Source organism: Streptomyces sp. MNU89 (genome assembly GCF_020982505.1).
GTDB classification, from domain to species: Bacteria; Actinomycetota; Actinomycetes; order Streptomycetales; family Streptomycetaceae; genus Streptomyces; species Streptomyces xinghaiensis.
On the sequence record NZ_JAJKLL010000001.1, the window covers coordinates 4,632,671 to 4,651,033 of the forward strand.

General features: G+C 72.4%; 10 protein-coding genes. 8 read left to right on the forward strand and 2 right to left on the reverse strand.

What is annotated here, in order from left to right; all coding sequences use genetic code 11:
* Positions 1 to 60: 60 nt before the first annotated feature.
* The 3 genes from E4N63_RS19910 to E4N63_RS19920 all read left to right on the forward strand — a co-directional run bounded on the left by E4N63_RS19910 (position 61) and on the right by E4N63_RS19920 (position 2,803).
* Positions 61 to 804: a ComF family protein gene (locus E4N63_RS19910; RefSeq protein ID WP_230242571.1), complete on the forward strand. Its 744-nt coding sequence runs from the start codon at positions 61 to 63 to the stop codon at positions 802 to 804.
* Positions 805 to 1,175: 371 nt separating this feature from the next.
* Complete coding sequence (gene hpf, locus E4N63_RS19915; RefSeq protein WP_043471213.1) at positions 1,176 to 1,862, forward strand: ribosome hibernation-promoting factor, HPF/YfiA family; 687 nt, start codon at positions 1,176 to 1,178, stop codon at positions 1,860 to 1,862.
* Positions 1,863 to 2,059: 197 nt separating this feature from the next.
* On the forward strand, positions 2,060 to 2,803 hold the full coding sequence (locus E4N63_RS19920; RefSeq protein ID WP_019711647.1) for a response regulator transcription factor: 744 nt from the start codon (positions 2,060 to 2,062) through the stop codon (positions 2,801 to 2,803).
* A gap of 75 nt (positions 2,804 to 2,878) precedes the next feature.
* On the opposite strand, the gene E4N63_RS19925 is transcribed toward E4N63_RS19920, so the two are convergent.
* Complete coding sequence (locus E4N63_RS19925; protein WP_125626119.1) at positions 2,879 to 4,138, reverse strand: winged helix-turn-helix domain-containing protein; 1,260 nt, start codon at positions 4,136 to 4,138, stop codon at positions 2,879 to 2,881.
* Between the two features lie 236 nt (positions 4,139 to 4,374).
* On the opposite strand from E4N63_RS19925, the gene secA reads away from it, so the two are divergent.
* On the forward strand, positions 4,375 to 7,206 hold the full coding sequence (secA, locus tag E4N63_RS19930; protein ID WP_125626120.1) for a preprotein translocase subunit SecA: 2,832 nt from the start codon (positions 4,375 to 4,377) through the stop codon (positions 7,204 to 7,206).
* Between the two features lie 126 nt (positions 7,207 to 7,332).
* Here the strand turns inward: secA and E4N63_RS19935 are convergent, their stop codons facing one another.
* On the reverse strand, positions 7,333 to 7,854 hold the full coding sequence (locus E4N63_RS19935) for an Rv3235 family protein (protein ID WP_230241338.1): 522 nt from the start codon (positions 7,852 to 7,854) through the stop codon (positions 7,333 to 7,335).
* 294 nt (positions 7,855 to 8,148) lie between these two features.
* Here E4N63_RS19935 and E4N63_RS19940 point away from each other — a divergent pair, with 294 nt between their 5' ends.
* The 4 genes from E4N63_RS19940 (at position 8,149) to E4N63_RS19955 (ending at position 18,257) form a co-directional block, all read left to right on the forward strand.
* Positions 8,149 to 8,655, forward strand: a complete 507-nt coding sequence (locus E4N63_RS19940; protein WP_125626121.1) for a hypothetical protein — start codon at positions 8,149 to 8,151, stop codon at positions 8,653 to 8,655.
* A gap of 217 nt (positions 8,656 to 8,872) precedes the next feature.
* Positions 8,873 to 9,535: an HAD family hydrolase gene (locus E4N63_RS19945; protein ID WP_230241339.1), complete on the forward strand. Its 663-nt coding sequence runs from the start codon at positions 8,873 to 8,875 to the stop codon at positions 9,533 to 9,535.
* Between the two features lie 588 nt (positions 9,536 to 10,123).
* Positions 10,124 to 15,127, forward strand: coding sequence for an NAD-glutamate dehydrogenase (locus E4N63_RS19950; RefSeq protein WP_230241340.1), 5,004 nt, complete (start codon positions 10,124 to 10,126; stop codon positions 15,125 to 15,127).
* A 247-nt stretch (positions 15,128 to 15,374) separates the two neighbouring features.
* Complete coding sequence (locus E4N63_RS19955; protein ID WP_230241341.1) at positions 15,375 to 18,257, forward strand: CDP-glycerol glycerophosphotransferase family protein; 2,883 nt, start codon at positions 15,375 to 15,377, stop codon at positions 18,255 to 18,257.
* The last annotated feature ends 106 nt before the right edge of the window (positions 18,258 to 18,363 follow it).

The following is an 18,363-nucleotide window of genomic DNA, read 5'->3' on the forward strand; positions in this document are numbered from 1 at the left end:
GCCTCCGGTGTTTTCCACAGGGGTGGCGGGGCCGCCGGGACGCGGGGCAGAGTGACCGCCGTGCGGGAGTGGTGGCGGGAGATCACGGAGCTGGTGCTGCCGGCCGACTGCGCGGGGTGCGGCCGGGCGCGTACCGCGCTGTGCGGCCGGTGTCTCGCTGCGCTGACCGGGCGGCCCGCGGCCCCGGTACGGCCGGTGCCGTCGCCGGCGGGACTGCCGCAGGTGCGCGCCGCCGCGCCGTACGGGGGCGAGGTGCGGTCCGTGCTGCTCGCGCACAAGGAGCGGGGGGCGCTGTCACTCGCCCGGCCGCTGGGCGCCGCGCTCGCCGGAGCCGTCCCGCGGCGGGTTCCGGGGGGTGAGCTGTGGTTGCTGGTGCCGGTGCCGTCGGCGCGCCGTTCGGTGGCGCGCCGGGGCCACGACCCCACGCGCCGTATCGCCCTCGCGGCCGCCGCGGTGCTGCGGCGTGCGGGGCGGCCGGTCCGGGTGGTGCCCGCTCTCCGGCACCGGCGGAGGGTCGCGGACCAGTCCGGGCTGCCGGCGGGGGCTCGGACCGCCAATCTGGCAGGCGCCCTGGAGGTGGCCGGGCCGGCGGGGGAGCTGCTCCGGTCGGCTCCGGTGGTTCTGGTGGACGACCTGATGACCACGGGCGCGTCGCTGGCGGAATCGGCACGTTCGGTCCGCTCGGCGGGCGGGAAGGTGGTCGGTGCGGCGGTGGTCGCGGCGCCGCCCAGCGCCTTCCGGAGCCGTGCCCGGGCCCGCGGTGCCGGACCGGAACCGACTCCGGGCGCGCGTCGTTACAGGTGAGAGAGGCGATCCGGGCGAGAGAGGAACTTCGCACCCGGAAGAGACGGAGGGCGCAAAGGGGTGCCATCCCCCGTTCGGGCGAGTTATGTTCGGTTCTGAGAGGTGGCGGGATTTATGCCACTTCTGGCGGGTTTTGGTGTGACCCGGCGAGGACAGGTGCGAGTCACAGCATGACCGCCGACCCGGAGCCGACGGGGTGTAGATCTTGTCGGCTGGGGAGGAGGAGGTGAAAGCCGCAGCGCCCGGCTCCACGCCGTGGTGGTGCGGCAGACGCAGTGCCGGACGGGCCCCGTCCCCGGGGCGGCCGTCCGGACCGAGGGCAAGAGGGATGCGCTCCGCCCCGAGCGGGGCGACCCGGAACGGAGTTCTGCGTGGACATCGTCGTCAAGGGCCGCAAGACCGAGGTACCCGAGCGCTTCCGCAAGCACGTGGCCGAGAAGCTGAAGCTGGACAAGATCCAGAGGCTCGACGGCAAGGTGATCAGCCTCGACGTCGAGGTGTCCAAGGAGCACAACCCGCGGCAGGCCAACCGCTCCGACCGGGTGGAGATCACTCTCCGCACCCGCGGACCGGTGATCCGGGCGGAGGCCGCCGCCGCCGATCCGTACGCCGCGCTGGACGCGGCCACGGCGCGGCTCGACGCCCAGCTGCGCAAGCGGGGCGACAAGCGCCGGGTCCACCGGGGGCCGGGCCGCACGCCGACCAGCGTCGCCGAGGCCACCGCGCCGCTCGCCGAGCATCTGAACGGCGGCACCGCCGTGACGTCCCCGCCCGAGGAGACCGTCACCACCAAGCGGATCGGTTCCCTCGAGGTCCAGGGCGACGGGCCGCTGGTGGTCCGCGAGAAGACCCACACCGCAGCTCCGATGAGCCTCGATCAGGCGCTCTACGAGATGGAGCTGGTCGGGCACGACTTCTACCTGTTCATCGACGCCGAGACCAAGCAGCCCAGTGTGGTCTACCGCCGGCACGCCTACGACTACGGCGTGATCCACCTGGAGTCGGACCCCATGGTCTCCGAACCGCCGAGCGGCGCGGGCGGCGCGCTGGGCGGCTGACCCGAGGCCCGCGATGGGGCGGTGACCGATCATGCCCCCGGGAGCGTCCGTGCGCCCCCGGGGGCTCCAACGTGCGACCGCGGACGCACCGTTCCACCGCCCGGGCATGGAATCATGGCGAGGCGGTCAACCCGCCGTTCGCCAGGATGGGTTGGCCCGGCACGCGATCGAGGGCCATGCCCTCGGGGGGAGGAACCATGGCGGACAGCTTCGGGCCCGTGACCGGAGGAGACGGCGAGGACGCCGTCGAAACCGGTGCGGACGCGAACGGGTCGCGCAGCGAGCCCATCCGGGTCCTCGTGGTGGACGACCACGCCCTCTTCCGGCGCGGGCTGGAGATCGTCCTCGCACAGGAGGAGGACATCGAGGTCATCGGCGAGGCCGGGGACGGCGCCGAGGCGGTGGAGAAGGCGGCCGATCTGCTGCCCGACATCGTCCTCATGGATGTGCGGATGCCGAAGCGGGGCGGCATCGAGGCCTGTACGTCGCTGAAGGAGGTGGCTCCCAGCGCGAAGATCATCATGCTGACGATCAGCGACGAGGAGGCCGATCTCTACGAGGCGATCAAGGCCGGGGCCACCGGCTATCTCCTCAAGGAGATCTCCACGGACGAGGTGGCGACGGCCATCCGCGCGGTCGCGGACGGGCAGTCGCAGATCAGCCCGTCGATGGCCTCCAAGCTGCTCACCGAGTTCAAGTCGATGATCCAGCGCACCGACGAGCGCCGGCTGGTGCCCGCGCCCCGGCTCACCGACCGCGAGCTGGAGGTCCTCAAGCTCGTCGCCACCGGCATGAACAACCGGGACATCGCCAAGGAACTGTTCATCAGCGAGAACACCGTGAAGAACCATGTGCGCAACATCCTGGAGAAGCTGCAGCTGCACTCCCGGATGGAGGCCGTGGTGTACGCGATGCGGGAGAAGATCCTGGAAATCCGCTGAGCGGCGGGCCGGCGCCGGCCCGTCTCCCGCTCCTCCCTCTCCCCGCCCCTCCCGGGGGTGCCTCCCTCCGCGGGCTCAGCCGGTGATCTCGGCGAGGGCCGCTGCCAGCGGAACGGCCAGCTCCGGCGGATCGATCCGTTCCACGCGTACCCGGGTGCACCCCACCCACGAGGCCGCCTCGGCCAGCGCCTCCGCCATCGGCCGCACCGCCCGCCCGCTCAGCAGGGAAAGCTGCCGGGCGACGAGGGTGGTGCCCTCGCGCGCCGGGTCCACCCGGCCCAGCAGCCTTCCGCCGGACAGCAGCGGCATCGCGAAATAGCCGTGGATCCGCTGCGGCCGGGGAACGTACGCCTCCAGCCGGTGAGTGAAGCCGAAGATCCGCTCGGTGCGGGGCCGGTCCCAGATCAGCGAGTCGAACGGGGAGAGCAGGGTCGTGCGGTGCCGCCCCCTCGGCGGGGTGGTGAGCGCCGCCGGGTCCGCCCAGGCCGTGCCCGGCGGCCGGCCGGAGGACGGCCGGGAGCCGCCGCGGGCGGCGGGTCTGCCCCAGCCCTCGACGGTCACCGGGACCAGCCCGGAGTCGGCGAGGACCTCGTCGACCTGCTCGGCCCTGAGCCGGTGGTAGTCGGCGAGGTCGGCGCGCGTGGCCACGCCCATCGCCGCTCCGGCCTGGGCGACCAGCCGGCGCACGCACGCGCGGTCGTCGAGGTCGTCGTGGAACAGGGTGTCCGGTATGACGCGCTCGGCGAGGTCGTACACCCGCTTCCAGCCGCGGCGCCGGGCGCAGACCACCTCGCCGGTGTCGAGCAGCCACTCCACCGCGATCTTGGTCTCCGACCAGTCGTACCACTCGCCGCCGTTCTTGGCGCCGCCCAGCTCCGAGGCGGTCAGCGGGCCGTCGTTCTTGAGGCGGTCCCGCACGGCGGCGCAGGAGCGCTCGGAGTCCTCCATGACATGCCAGCGGTGGCCGCGCGCCGCCCGGGCCCGGCGCCGGAAGGCGAAGTGCGGCCACTCCTCGACGGGCAGGATGCAGGCGGCGTGGGACCAGTACTCGAAGGCGTGCGAACCGTCCCAGTAGGCCGACTCGACGGTCTCCCGCCCGACCGCTCCCAGCCGTGCGTACGGCACCAGTTCGTGTGAGCGGGCCAGCACGGAGATGGTGTCCAGCTGGACGGCGCCCAGGCTCCGCAGCACGCCGCGGACTCCGGCGCGGCGGTCCGGTGCGCCGAGCAGCCCCTGGGCGCGCAGCGCGATGCGTCGGGCCTCGTCGGCGGAGAGTTCCAGAGCGGGTGAGGGCAGGGTCGTCATGCCGGGCACCCTAGAGGCATCCACTGACATCGCGGCGGGGCGGCGGAACGCCCGCCGGTGTCCCCGCTTCCGGAAACGGCCCGTGCTCCCGGCACCTTCCGGGCGGTCCGGACGTTGGGTCATCGGAGCGAGTGCATTCCTTCGTGGCGACGGACCTCCCGATGCGGGTGTGTCCTGACTTACGATGGCCGTTGCGGCGAGGCCTCACCTCGTCGTGCCCTCGCACCCGACCGTGCCAGGCCCGACCGGCAAGGAGACCACCCCAAGTGTCCGTCTTCAACAAGCTCATGCGTGCAGGCGAAGGCAAGCTCCTGCGCAAGCTGCACCGCATCGCGGGCCAGGTCAACTCCATCGAAGAGGATTTCGTCCATCTCTCCGACGCCGAGCTGAGGGCGCTGACCGACGAGTACAAGGCGCGGTTCGCCGACGGCGAAAGCCTGGACGACCTTCTCCCGGAGGCCTTCGCGACGGTCCGTGAGGCGGCCAAGCGCGTCCTCGGCCAGCGGCACTACGACGTCCAGATGATGGGCGGGGCCGCGCTGCACTTCGGCCATGTCGCGGAGATGAAGACCGGTGAGGGCAAGACCCTCGTCGGCACCCTCCCCGCCTATCTCAACGCGCTCTCCGGCGAGGGCGTCCACCTGATCACGGTCAACGACTACCTCGCCGAGCGCGACTCCGAGATGATGGGCCGGGTTCACAAGTTCCTGGGCCTGTCCGTGGGCTGCATCCTGGCCAACATGTCGCCCGCGCAGCGCCGCGAGCAGTACAACTGCGACATCACGTACGGCACCAACAACGAGTTCGGCTTCGACTACCTGCGCGACAACATGGCGTGGTCGAAGGACGAGTTGGTGCAGCGCGGGCACAACTTCGCGATCGTCGACGAGGTCGACTCGATCCTCGTGGACGAGGCCCGTACGCCGCTCATCATCTCCGGCCCCGCCGACCAGGCCACCAAGTGGTACGCGGACTTCGCCAAGCTGGCCACGCGGCTCACCAAGGGCGAGCCCGCCAACCCCCAGCGCGGCATCGAGGAGACCGGGGACTACGAGGTCGACGAGAAGAAGCGCACCGTCGGCATCCACGAGGCCGGCGTCAGCAAGGTCGAGGACTGGCTGGGCATCGACAACCTCTACGAGTCGGTCAACACCCCGCTCGTCGGTTACCTCAACAACGCCATCAAGGCGAAGGAACTCTTCAAGAAGGACAAGGACTACGTCGTCATCGACGGCGAGGTCATGATCGTCGACGAGCACACCGGCCGCATCCTCGCCGGTCGTCGCTACAACGAGGGTATGCACCAGGCGATCGAGGCCAAGGAGGGGGTGGACATCAAGGACGAGAACCAGACGCTCGCCACGATCACCCTCCAGAACTTCTTCCGCCTCTACAGCAAGCTCTCCGGCATGACCGGTACCGCCATGACCGAGGCGGCCGAGTTCCACCAGATCTACAAGCTCGGCGTGGTGCCCATCCCGACGAACCGCCCGATGATCCGGATCGACCAGTCGGACCTGATCTACCGCACCGAGGTCGCCAAGTTCGACGCGGTCGTCGAGGACCTCGTCGAGCGGCACGAGAAGGGCCAGCCGGTTCTCGTCGGCACCACCTCCGTGGAGAAGTCCGAGTACCTCTCCCAGCAGCTCAGCAAGCGCGGTGTGCCGCACGAGGTGCTCAACGCCAAGCAGCACGACCGGGAGGCGACGATCGTCGCCCAGGCCGGCCGCAAGGGCTCCGTCACCGTCGCCACGAACATGGCGGGCCGCGGTACGGACATCAAGCTCGGCGGCAACCCGGACGACCTCGCCGAGGCGGAGCTGCGCCAGCGCGGGCTGGACCCGGTGGAGCACCCCGAGGAGTGGGCGCAGGCGCTGCCCGCGGCCATGGAGAAGGCCGAGGCGGCCGTCAAGGCGGAGTTCGACGAGGTCGTGAGCCTCGGCGGGCTGTACGTGCTGGGCACCGAGCGGCACGAGTCCCGCCGTATCGACAACCAGCTGCGCGGCCGCTCCGGCCGTCAGGGCGACCCGGGCGAGTCCCGCTTCTACCTCTCGCTGGGTGACGACCTGATGCGGCTGTTCAAGGCGCAGATGGTCGAGCGCGTCATGGCGATGGCCAACGTCCCCGACGACGTGCCGATCGAGAACAAGATGGTCACCCGTGCCATCGCCTCCGCCCAGTCGCAGGTCGAGCAGCAGAACTTCGAGACCCGTAAGAACGTCCTGAAGTACGACGAGGTCCTCAACCGGCAGCGCGAGGTCATCTACGGCGAGCGCCGCCGGGTCCTGGAGGGCGAGGATCTGCAGGAGCAGATCAAGCACTTCATGGACGACACGATCGACGCCTACATCCACGCGGAGACGGTCGAGGGCTTCGCCGAGGACTGGGACCTGGAGCGGCTGTGGAGCGCCTTCAAGCAGCTCTACCCGGTCAAGGTCACCATCGAGGACCTGGAGGACGCGGCCGGCGACCGGCTCGGGATCACCGCGGAGTTCATCTCCGAGATGATCAAGGAGGACATCCACGAGCAGTACGCGGCCCGCGAGGAGCAGCTCGGCTCCGAGATCATGCGGGAGCTGGAACGGCGCGTGGTGCTGTCGGTCCTGGACCGCAAGTGGCGTGAGCACCTCTACGAGATGGACTACCTCCAGGAGGGCATCGGCCTGCGCGCGATGGCCCAGAAGGACCCGCTGGTCGAGTACCAGCGGGAGGGCTACGACATGTTCACGGCCATGATGGACGGCATCAAGGAGGAGTCCGTCGGCTACCTGTTCAACCTGGAGGTCCAGGTCGAGCAGCAGGTCGAGGAGGTTCCGGTGCAAGAGCGGCCCGAGGCGGAGGGCAGGCCCTCGCTCGCCAAGGAGCCGCAGCCCGTCCCCGCGGTGTCCGGAGCCGCCCCTCGCCCCGAGATCCGCGCCAAGGGCCTGGAGGCGCCGCAGCGCCCGGACCGGCTGCACTTCTCCGCCCCCACGGTGGACGGCGAGGGCGGTGTCGTCGAGGGCGACTTCACCAACGACGGGCCCGCCCGTTCCGAGTCGGACGGGATGACCCGCGCCGAGCGCCGCAAGGCCCAGAAGGGCCGCCGCCGCAAGAAGTGACGCCGCCGCCCCGCAATGCGGGGCGGGCACACCGGGGCCGGGCACCGCGAGGTGTCCGGCCCCGGCCCGTGTTCGGCAGGCTCCCGGCCCCCTTTCCGGCGTGCTGCCGTCGTCTTCCGGCGCGCCTCAGGCCCCCGTTCCGCCGCGCGCGGCCGGGACGCCGGGTTCGGGGCCCAGTTCCACGGCGGAGCAGCGCCAGCGGCCGTCGCGGCCGTGCTCCAGCCGGAAGGCCAGCGCCCGCACCCGGTCGCCGGTGAGGACGCGCGCGTAGGCCTCGATGACGCCCGGACGCGGCCGGTACTCGTCGCAGCGGCCGACGACGGGGGCCGGCCGGGTGCCCCGGACGGAGGTCCGGGGCGGTGCGAGCGGTGCCCGCGGGGCGAGCCGTACCAGCTGTTCGTAGGCCGGGCCGGCGGTGTGGCCGAGCATCCAGTGGACCGGGCGCTGTCCGCTGAGGGTCAGCAGCAGGCGGTCCGCGAACCAGTAGCGGGGCAGCAGTTCGCGTTCCCGCCGCCGGCGGGCCACCACCCCCGGGACGGCGCCCGTGGGGGCGGGGCCGCGCGGATCGCGCCGGGTCGGCGGGCCGCTCCGTCCGCGGCCCGGGCCTGTCGGGCGGCGTCCCGTTCCGGCCGTACCGATCCTGTCCATATCGATGCCCCGTTCTGTCGGCGCCCGGCTTCTACCGGGCGGTAACTTCGCTCCGCCGAGACTTCTAACGGCCGCGGGGAGCGGTGCGCAACCGCGCGGATCGGCGGGACCGGGGCGCGCGGAGATTCACCTATCAGAGTGAGTGCACGCGTCTGAGCTGGGCATTTGCCGTCCCGTCGAAGCCGGAAAGGGGCCGGAGGGCGGGTTCCGGCGGGCCGCCCCGGCAATCCGAAAGAGGACGCCGCCCGTATGCTGGCCGCACCGTCAGCCAGTGCCCCAGGAGAAACGGCAGCCATGCGCGTCTACGTCCCCACCACCCTGCCCGGACTCGCCGAGGCCCGGCAGGCGGGCGAACTGGGGCCTGCCCCGCTGGACGCCTATGCCGTCACGCCCGCGCTGCGCGAGTGGTACGTCTCCGAGGACGTCGAGGAGCTGGAGTACGCGGCGCTGAGCCGGGCCGCGCAGGCCTCGCTGAGGCTGCTCGCCATCGACCCCGCGGCGCCCCGCCGCAGGCTCGTGGTGGCCGTGGACGTCCCCGACGGCCTCGTCACCGCGGACCCGGACCGGGCCCTGGACCCCGCCGCCGTGGGCGAGGTGCGGATCCGGGCGGCCGTACCGCTGACGAAGGCGGCGGCCGTCCACATCGACGCGGAGGACGCCGAGCCGGACGTGGCGGCGGCCGCCGCCGCCCTGGGCGCGGCCGACCGGGGGGACGAGGACGCGCGGTTCACGGTGGACGGCGCCGAGGACCATGAACTGCTCTGGTACGCCACCCAGGAGATCGAGCACCTGCTGGACTGACGGGTCCGGGGTCCGGGGTCCGGGGTGGGCCTGGGGTCCGGGGGCGGGGAGCGGAGCCACGAGACCGGAGACGGCGGGCCGCCGGCCGCGCCGCGCCGGCGCCGGCGCCGGCCGCGGTGACGGGACCGGGTGGCCGGTTGGCCGGAAACCCCCTGGCCCGGGGCCGTTTCCGGGGCCCGGCCGCCGCGTTGTCGGTGCCCGCCGCTACCGTCGGGGCATGGGACAGCGGACGGCCCACATCGTGTGGGACTGGAACGGCACTCTCTTCCACGACATCGAGGCCGTGATCGAGGCGACGAACGCCTCGTTCGCGGAGTTCGGCCTGGAGCCGATCACCCTGGAGCGGTACCGGGAGCTGTACTGCGTGCCCGTGCCCCGCTTCTACGAGCGGCTGATGGGGCGACTGCCCACCGACAGCGAGTGGGAGAGGATGGACGCGGTCTTCCACCGGCACTACTGGGCCCGCGCGGGGAGCGCCGGGCTGACCCCCGGTGCCAAGGAGCTGCTGAACCGCCGCCGGGCCGACGGGCACACCCAGTCGCTGTGCTCCCTCGCTCCGCACGAGCACCTGGTGCCGATTGTGCGGAACCACGGCATCGAGGAGCACTTCACCCGGGTGGACGGCCGCACGGGCCCCTCCCATGTGGGCAAGGCCGAGCAGATGGTGAGGCATCTCACGTCGCTGGGCGCGATACCGGCCGACCGTGTCGTGGTGATCGGTGACGCGCTGGACGACGCCGTGGCGGCCCGCCACATCGGGGCGCGGGCCGTGCTCTACACCGGTGGATCGCACAGCCGGGGCAGTCTGGAGCAGGCCGGGGTGCCGGTCGTGGACACCCTCGACGAGGCGGTGGAGGCGGCCGAGGCCCTGGTCGGCTGAGCGGACCGGGAGCCTGCCGCCGGGGCGGGTGAACCCCCTGAACGGGCGTACGGATCACACGCGTTGGGCCGGTGCGTTCCCGTGCGCCCGCGTGCGCCGGGGTGAGCGTCCCGCCGGCCTCGGCGCTGCCCGCGGTATGCACCGTCCAACCCACCGGCCGGGGGCGGGCGGCCGTCCTGAATGCCCCCGGTGACCCCCGCTGTCACTGTCCAGAACGTCAAATTTCGCCCCGGTCTTCTGAATAATCGGCTGATGACCCAGCCCGTGTGCGGAGCGATAGCCTGGGGCCGTGATCTGCGCGATATCCCGCGGGGGCAGCGCCGCCCCCTCGTCCGGCCGTCGCCATCGGGCCCCGAACCCGTGGCGCGGGCCGGCGGCGGTACCGCGCCCCCCGGTGCGCCGCGGCGATGCCCGTGGCGCCGGATCGCGGCAGCGGCCCCAGCGGCCGACCATGGCCGGTAGCGGCCCGGTCCTCTTTTATCCCGGCATCAGGCCGGACGCGACGCGATCCTCCGTGTTCCCCGCGTCGCGGCACACCGTCACCCTCACCCACGTCACGCAACGGCGCGCGACAGGAGCCTGAACGACATGCAGAACAAGCTGGACGAAGCCAAGGCCGAGCTGCTCGCCCGAGCAGCCCGGGTCGCCGAGAAGAGCCCGGCCGGAGGCGGACAGCCGGCCGGTTTCCACCGCGACGGAATCCTCGACGAGGAGGCCCTCCGCGCCTACCTCCAGCGCTACTACCGGCACACCGCGGCGGAGGACCTGGTCGGCCGCGACCCGGTCGACGTCCTCGGCGCGGCCCTCTCCCACCTCCGGCTCGCCGAGAACCGCCCGCAGGGCAAGGCGAACGTCCGGGTGTACACCCCCACGGTCGAGGAGAACGGCTGGACGTGCAGCCACTCCGTGGTGGAGGTGGTCACGGACGACATGCCCTTCCTGGTCGACTCCGTCACCAACGAGCTGTCCCGCCAGGGCCGCGGCATCCACGTCGTCGTCCACCCGCTGGTGCCCGTCCGCCGCGACGTCACCGGCACGCTGATCGAGGTCCTCGACCCGGGCCGGACGCCCGGTGAGCGCACGCTCGACGCGCTCTCCGAGTCCTGGATCCACGTCGAGATCGACCGCGAGACCGACCGCGCCGATCTCAAGCAGATCACCGCCGATCTGCGCAGGGTCCTCTCCGACGTCCGGGAGACCGTCGAGGACTGGGAGAAGATGCACGGCGCCGCGCTGCGCCTCGCCGACGACCTCCACACCGAGCCGATCTCCGAGGACGTGCCCGCGCAGGATGTCGAGGAGGCCCGGGAACTGCTCCGCTGGCTGGCCGCCGACCACTTCACCTTCCTCGGCTACCGCGAGTACGAGCTGACGTCCGTGCCCGGCGAGAGCGGCGGTGAGGAGGACGCGCTGCGCGCGGTCCCGGGCACCGGGCTCGGCATCCTCCGCTCCGACCCGAACCACCGGCGCGACAGCGAGGGCCGGCCGGTCTCGTCCTCGTTCAGCCGGCTGCCGGCCGACGCCCGGGCCAAAGCCCGCGAGCACCGGCTGCTGGTGCTGACCAAGGCCAACAGCCGGGCCACCGTGCACCGCCCCTCCTACCTCGACTACATCGGGGTCAAGAAGTTCGACAGCCACGGCAACGTCATCGGTGAGCGCCGCTTCCTCGGCCTCTTCTCCTCCGCCGCGTACACCGAGTCGGTCACCCGCGTGCCGGTGGTCCGCCGCAAGGTGGCCGAGGTGCTCTCCGGCGCGGGCGTCGACGCCGACAGCCACGACGGCCGCGACCTGCTGCAGATCCTGGAGACCTACCCGCGGGACGAGCTGTTCCAGACCCCGGTCGGCCAGCTCCGCTCCATCGCCACCAGCGTGCTCTACCTCCAGGAGCGCCGCCGGCTCCGCCTCTACCTGCGCCAGGAGGAGTACGGCCGCTACTACTCGGCCCTGGTCTACCTGCCGCGGGACCGCTTCAACACCACCGTCCGGCTGCGGCTGATCGACATCCTCAAGGAGGAACTGGGCGGCACCAGCGTCGACTTCACCGCCTGGAACACAGAATCGATTCTCTCCCGGCTGCACTTCGTCATCCGGGTCCCGCAGGGCACGGAGCTCCCCGACCTGACGGAGGCCGACGCCGAGCGGATCGAGGCGCGCCTCGCCGAGGCCGCCCGCTCCTGGACCGACGGCTTCTCCGAGGCGCTCCACGCCGAGCTCGGCGAGGAGTACGCCGCCGAGCTCGCCCGGCGCTACGGCGACGCCTTCCCCGAGGGCTACAAGGCCGACCACTCGCCGCGCAGCGCCGTCTCCGACCTCCAGCACCTGGAGAAGCTCACCCCGGGTGAGCGGGACTTCGCGCTCAGCCTGTACGAGCCGGTGGGTGCCGCCCCGGGCGAACGCCGTTTCAAGATCTACCGCGCCGGTGAGCAGGTCTCGCTGTCCGCGGTGCTGCCCGTGCTCCAGCGGCTGGGTGTCGAGGTCGTCGACGAACGCCCGTACGAGCTGCGCTGCGCCGACCGCACCACCGCCTGGATCTACGACTTCGGGCTGCGGATGCCGAAGGCCGACGGCGACTACCTCGGCGACGACGCCCGCGACCGCTTCCAGGAGGCGTTCGCCGCCGTCTGGAAGGGCGAGGCCGAGAACGACGGCTTCAACGCGCTGGTGCTGAGCGCCGGACTGACCTGGCGGCAGGCCATGGTGCTGCGCGCCTACGCGAAGTACCTGCGGCAGGCGGGCTCGACGTTCAGCCAGGAGTACATGGAGGACACCCTCCGCCACAATGTCCACACCACCCGGCTGCTCGTCAGCCTGTTCGAGGCCCGGATGGCCCCGGAACGGCAGCGGGCCGGCCGCGAGCTCACCGACGGGCTGCTGGAGGAACTGGAGGGCGCCCTCGACCAGGTGGCGAGCCTGGACGAGGACCGCATCCTGCGCTCCTTCCTCACCGTCATCAACGCCACGCTGCGCACCAACCACTTCCAGCACGCGGACGGGGGAAGCGGCGAACGGGATGCGGACACCGGCCGCCGTCGGCACGGCTACGTCTCCTTCAAGCTCGACCCGCAGGCCATCCCCGATCTGCCGGCGCCCCGCCCCGCGTACGAGATCTGGGTCTACTCGCCCCGCGTGGAGGGCGTCCACCTCCGCTTCGGCAAGGTGGCCCGCGGCGGGCTGCGCTGGTCCGACCGGCGCGAGGACTTCCGCACCGAGATCCTCGGCCTGGTCAAGGCGCAGATGGTGAAGAACACCGTCATCGTGCCGGTCGGCGCCAAGGGCGGCTTCGTCGGCAAGCGGCTGCCGGACCCGGCCGTGGACCGCGACGCCTGGCTGGCCGAGGGCGTCGCCTGCTACAAGACCTTCATCTCCGGTCTCCTCGACATCACCGACAACCTCGTCGGCGGCGAGGTGGTCCACCCCGAGGACGTCGTCCGGCACGACGGGGACGACACCTACCTCGTCGTCGCCGCCGACAAGGGCACCGCGTCGTTCTCCGACATCGCCAACGAGGTCGCCACCGCCTACGGCTTCTGGCTCGGCGACGCCTTCGCCTCCGGCGGCTCCGCGGGCTACGACCACAAGGGCATGGGCATCACCGCGCGCGGCGCGTGGGAGTCCGTCAAGCGGCACTTCCGCGAGCTGGGCCACGACACCCAGACGGAGGACTTCACGGTCGTCGGCGTCGGCGACATGTCCGGGGACGTCTTCGGCAACGGCATGCTGCTCAGCGAGCACATCCGCCTCGTGGCGGCCTTCGACCACCGGCACATCTTCCTCGACCCGGACCCGGACGCCGCCGTCTCCTACGCCGAGCGGCGCCGCCTCTTCGAACTGCCGCGCAGCTCCTGGGCGGACTACGACACCTCCCTGCTCTCGCCCGGCGGCGGGATCCATCCGCGCTCCGCGAAGTCCGTCCCCGTGAACGCGCACATCCGGGAGGCGCTCGGCATCGAGGCGGGGATCACCAAGATGACCCCGGCCGAGCTGATGAAGGCCATCCTCAGCGCACCCGTCGACCTGCTGTGGAACGGCGGCATCGGCACGTACGTCAAGGCGGCCTCGGAGAGCAACGCGGACGTCGGCGACAAGGCCAACGACGCCATCCGCGTCGACGGCCGGGACGTGCGGGCGAAGGTGATCGGCGAGGGGGGCAACCTCGGCGCGACCCAGCTCGGCCGGATCGAGTTCGCAGTCCACGGCGGCCCGGACCGCACCGGCGGACACGTCAACACCGACGCGATCGACAACAGCGCCGGGGTGGACACCTCCGACCACGAGGTGAACATCAAGATCCTGCTCAACGCGGTCGTCGCCAACGGCGACATGACCGTCAAGCAGCGCAACAAGCTGCTCGCCGAGATGACCGACGAGGTCGGCGCCCTGGTACTGCGCAACAACTACGCGCAGAACGTCGCGCTCGCCAACGCCGTGACGCAGGCGCCCAGCCTGCTCCACGCCCACCAGCGCGCCATCCGCCGGCTGGAACGCACCGGCGACCTGGACCGGGCGCTGGAGTTCCTGCCCGCCGACCGGCAGATCAAGGAGCGGCTGGCGAACGGCCGCGGCCTCACCCAGCCGGAACTGGCCGTACTGCTCGCCTATGACAAGATCACCGCGGCCGAGGAGCTGATCGGCACCGATCTCCCGGACGACCCGTACCTCCAGCGGCTGCTGCACGCCTACTTCCCGCAGGCGCTGCGGGAGCGGTTCCCGGAGCAGATCGACGGGCACGCGCTGCGCCGCGAGATCGTGACCACCGTGCTGGTCAACGACACGGTCAACAGCGCCGGCACCACCTTTCTGCACCGGATGCGGGAGGAGACCGGAGCCTCGACGGCGGAGGTCGTCCGGGCCCAGACCTCGGCCCGCGCGATCTTCGGCCTGAGTTCCGTCTGGGACGCGGTGGAGGCGCTGGACAACCGTGTCCCGGCGGTCGTCCAGACCCGGATCCGGCTGCACTCGCGGCGGCTGGTGGAGCGCGGCACCCGCTGGCTGCTCAACAACCGCCCGCAGCCGCTGGAGATCGCCGAGACGATCGACTTCTTCGGCGAGCGGGTGGAGGCCGTCTGGTCCCAGCTCCCCAAGCTGCTCAGGGGCGCGGACCTGGAGTGGTACCAGGCCAACCTGGACGACCTGACCGCCGCGGGCGTACCGGGCGAGCTGGCCGCGCGGGTGGCGGGCTTCTCGTCGGCGTTCCCGACGCTCGACATCGTGGCGATCGCGGACCGCAACGACAAGACGCCGCTGGACGTCGCCGAGGTGTACTACGACCTCGCGGACCGGCTGCGGATCAGCCGGCTGATGGACCGGATCGTCGAACTGCCGCGCTCCGACCGGTGGCAGTCGATGGCCCGCGCCGCCATCCGCGAGGACCTCTTCGCGGCGCACGCGGCGCTCACGGCCGACGTGCTCGCGGCCGGCAACGGCACCTCGACGCCCGAACAGCGTTTCGACGCCTGGCAGCGGAAGAACAGCGCGATCCTGGCCCGCGCCCGGGCCACGCTCGACGAGATCCACGGCTCGGACGCGTTCGATCTGGCCAATCTCTCCGTGGCGATGCGCACCATGCGGACCCTGCTGCGCGCACACCGCTGACGGGGGGGTGTGTCGCGGACGGGGCCCCGGCTCCGCACCGTGGGGGCGGTCCGGCTCGGGCCGGGCCGCCCCCCCGCGGCGTTTCCGGGGCCGCTCCCGGTCCGTGCGGGGCCGTGCGGGCCGGTACGGGGCCGCCGTGCCCGTTCCGTCCCCGCGCGGATCTGCCCGGGTCTCCGTACGATGGGACGGCGGATGATCCCGTTCTGTCCGTGTCCGTGTCCGGCCCGTCCGGAAGGCAGGGATGAGCATGACGACCGGAGAGGGGAGGCGGACCCCGGACGTCTCGGTGATCGTGATCGTCTACAACGACGCCGACCGCCTCCCGGCCGCCGTGCGGTCCGTTCTCGCGCAGACGCTGCACGCCGTCGAGGTCGTGATCGTCGACGACCACAGCACCGACGGCTCCCACGAGACGGCCCGCCGCCTGGCCGCCGCCGACCCGGACCGGGTGCGCGTCTGCCGGCTCCCCGCGAACAGCGGTGGCTGCAGTGCCCCCCGCAACCGTGGCATCGAGGAGGCCCGGGCGCCCTGGCTGATGTTCCTGGACAGCGACGACGAACTGCCCCGGCACGCCTGCAAGTCCCTGCTGCTCACCGCCGAGCGGACCGGCGCGGACTTCGTCACCGGTGAGGTGACCCGGCTCTACGAGGAGTCCGGCACCACCGGTCTCTGGTACCCGGACCTCTTCGCGGACGAACGGGTGATCGAGGGCATCCGGGAGGCCCCGGAGTTCTTCTTCGACCATCTCTCCACCAACAAGCTCTACGCGGCCGGCTTCATCGCCCGACACCGGCTGCGCTTCCCCGAGGGCATCCACTACGAGGACCAGCTCTTCTCCGCCCGCGCCTTCACCCTGGCCCGCCGGTTCGCCGTGGTTCCGTGGCCCGTCTACACCTGGCGCCTGGCGGCCGACCCGGCCCGGCCGTCGATCTCCTCCAGCCGCCACCGCATCCGTAACGTCGTCGACCGGATCGCCGTGGCCCGGATGATCGACACCTTTCTGGAGGAGAGCGGCAACGCCGATCTGCGCCCCGCGAAGGACCGGAAGTTCCTCCACCACGACTTCCGCCTCTACCTCGGAGATCTGGCCTTCCGCGGCCCCGAGTGGACCGGGCGCTTCGCCGCCGAGGCCGTCCCCTACCTGGACGGCCTCGCCCCGCAGGCGGTCGCGACGCTCCCGCGCGACGAGCGCGTCTGCCTGCGGCTGCTCCGCGAGGGCCGGTACGCGGAGGTGCGGCAGTGTGCCCGGGGGCTCGGGCGGCCGGGCATCGCACCGCGCCACGCCGTACGGGACGGCGCCGGGCGGACGTACTGGGGCGCGCGGCTCCCGGACGCGGGGACGGACGCGGCCGCCGACCTGGACATCACCGAGTGGCGGCTGACGGAACAGCCGTTCGCCGGCGGCCGGATACGCCACGAGGCCGAGGACCTGGCTCCCGACGGGCCGCTGCTCCGGTTGCGCCTGCGCACCCACGACCCGGCGGGGCTGCTCACGGACACCGCGGGGACGCCGGGCCGGGAGGACGGGCTGACGGCCGAGCTGTGGCTCAGTGCGGGCGGGCCGCCGCTGAAGGTCCCCTTCCGCTACCGGCGGGCGGAGCCGGAGGAGCCCGGAACGGCCGTCGCAGCCGTCCCTTCCGGCACCACCGGCGGCGAGTACACCGCCGAGATCGTCCTCGACCCGCGCCGTATCCCGCTGCGGGCCAAGGGCTTCGCCGGCCGCCGCCACCCGGTGGTCGTCCTCACCCGGCACGGCCTCAGCCGCCGGGACCCGCTGCTGGCCCCCCTTGATCTGAGGCCCTTGCGGACGGCGCTGCCCCGGGCCGGACCGCTCGGCGGCCACCAGCTCCGCGTCGTCTGCGAGGACCGCGGCGCCGGTCGGCTGGAGTTCCGCTGGCGGCGTGGCGGCGCGCTGCGCCTCGCGGCCGAGGTGGCGCCCCGGCTGGGCCCGGTCCACCGCGAGGCCCGGCGGCTGCGGCGGCGGCTGTCGGGTCCCCGGCTGAAGGCCATGGTCGAGCGCGAGCTGTGGCGGCTTCCGGTCGACCGGCACCTGGTGCTCTTCGAGGCGATGGAGGGCGCCGGTTACGCCGACAGCCCCCGCTACATCCACGAGGAACTGGTGCGGCGCGGGCTGCCGTACCGGAGCGTGTGGTCGTACGCGGGGGACCGCTCGTCCTTCCCGCCCGGGGTGCCGCTCGTCCGCCGCGGCAGCTGGGCGTACGTCCGGACGCTCGCCCGGGCCGGGTACTGGGTGGACTCGCACGGCATCCCCTCCGTCTACGCCAAGCGCCCGGAGACCCGCTATCTGCAGACCTGGCACGGCCAGGCGCTGAAGCACATGGGCTTCGACACCCCGGAATTGCGGCTGGGCGGCGAGGAGCGGCGGCGCACCCACCGGGACATGGTGGCCCGCTGGGACGTCCTGATCGCGCCCAGCGAGGAGTTCGAGCGCACGTTCGTCCGGGCCAACGGCTACACCGGTGAGCTGCTGCGCTGCGGACTGCCCCGCAACGACGTCCTGGTGCGCTGGAACGAACCCGCGCAGCGGGCCCGGGCCGCCGCGGCCCGCGGCCGGCTGCAGATCCCGGACGGCCGCCGGGTGCTGCTCTACGCACCGACCTTCCGGGACGGCCTGCGGGGCAGCGGCGACTCGATCCGGGTGGACCTGGCGGAGCTGGCCGAGGGTCTGGGCGAGGAGTGGACCGTGGTGGTCCGCCCGCACGCCTACGACCGGTTCACCGTGCCGCCGGAGCTGGGGTACGCGGTCCGGGACGGACGGGGCTTCACCGACGTCAACGACCTGCTGCTGGCCTCCGACGCGCTGGTGACGGACTACTCCTCCCTGATGTTCGACTACGCGGCCCTGGGACGGCCGATCCTGCTCTTCACCGACGACTACGAGGAGTACAGCGGCGGCTCGCGCGGAACGTACTACGACCTGCCGGACATCGCTCCGGGGCCGATGCTCGCGACCACCGCGGAACTGGTGGCGGCGGTACGGGACCTGGACCGGGTCGCCGCGGACACGGCCGCCGCGTACGCCCGCTTCCGGGCGATGTTCGCCTCCCGGGACAGCGGACAGGAGAGCAAGGCCGTGGTCGACCGGTTCTTCGAGGGTGGCGCACCATGAGCGGCGGCGCGGGCGCCGGCGCACACGGGGGCGCACGCGCCGGAGCCGGCGCGGCGGCCGGGGCGCGCACCATCTTTCTCGTGGGCATCGACGTCGACTCGATGGG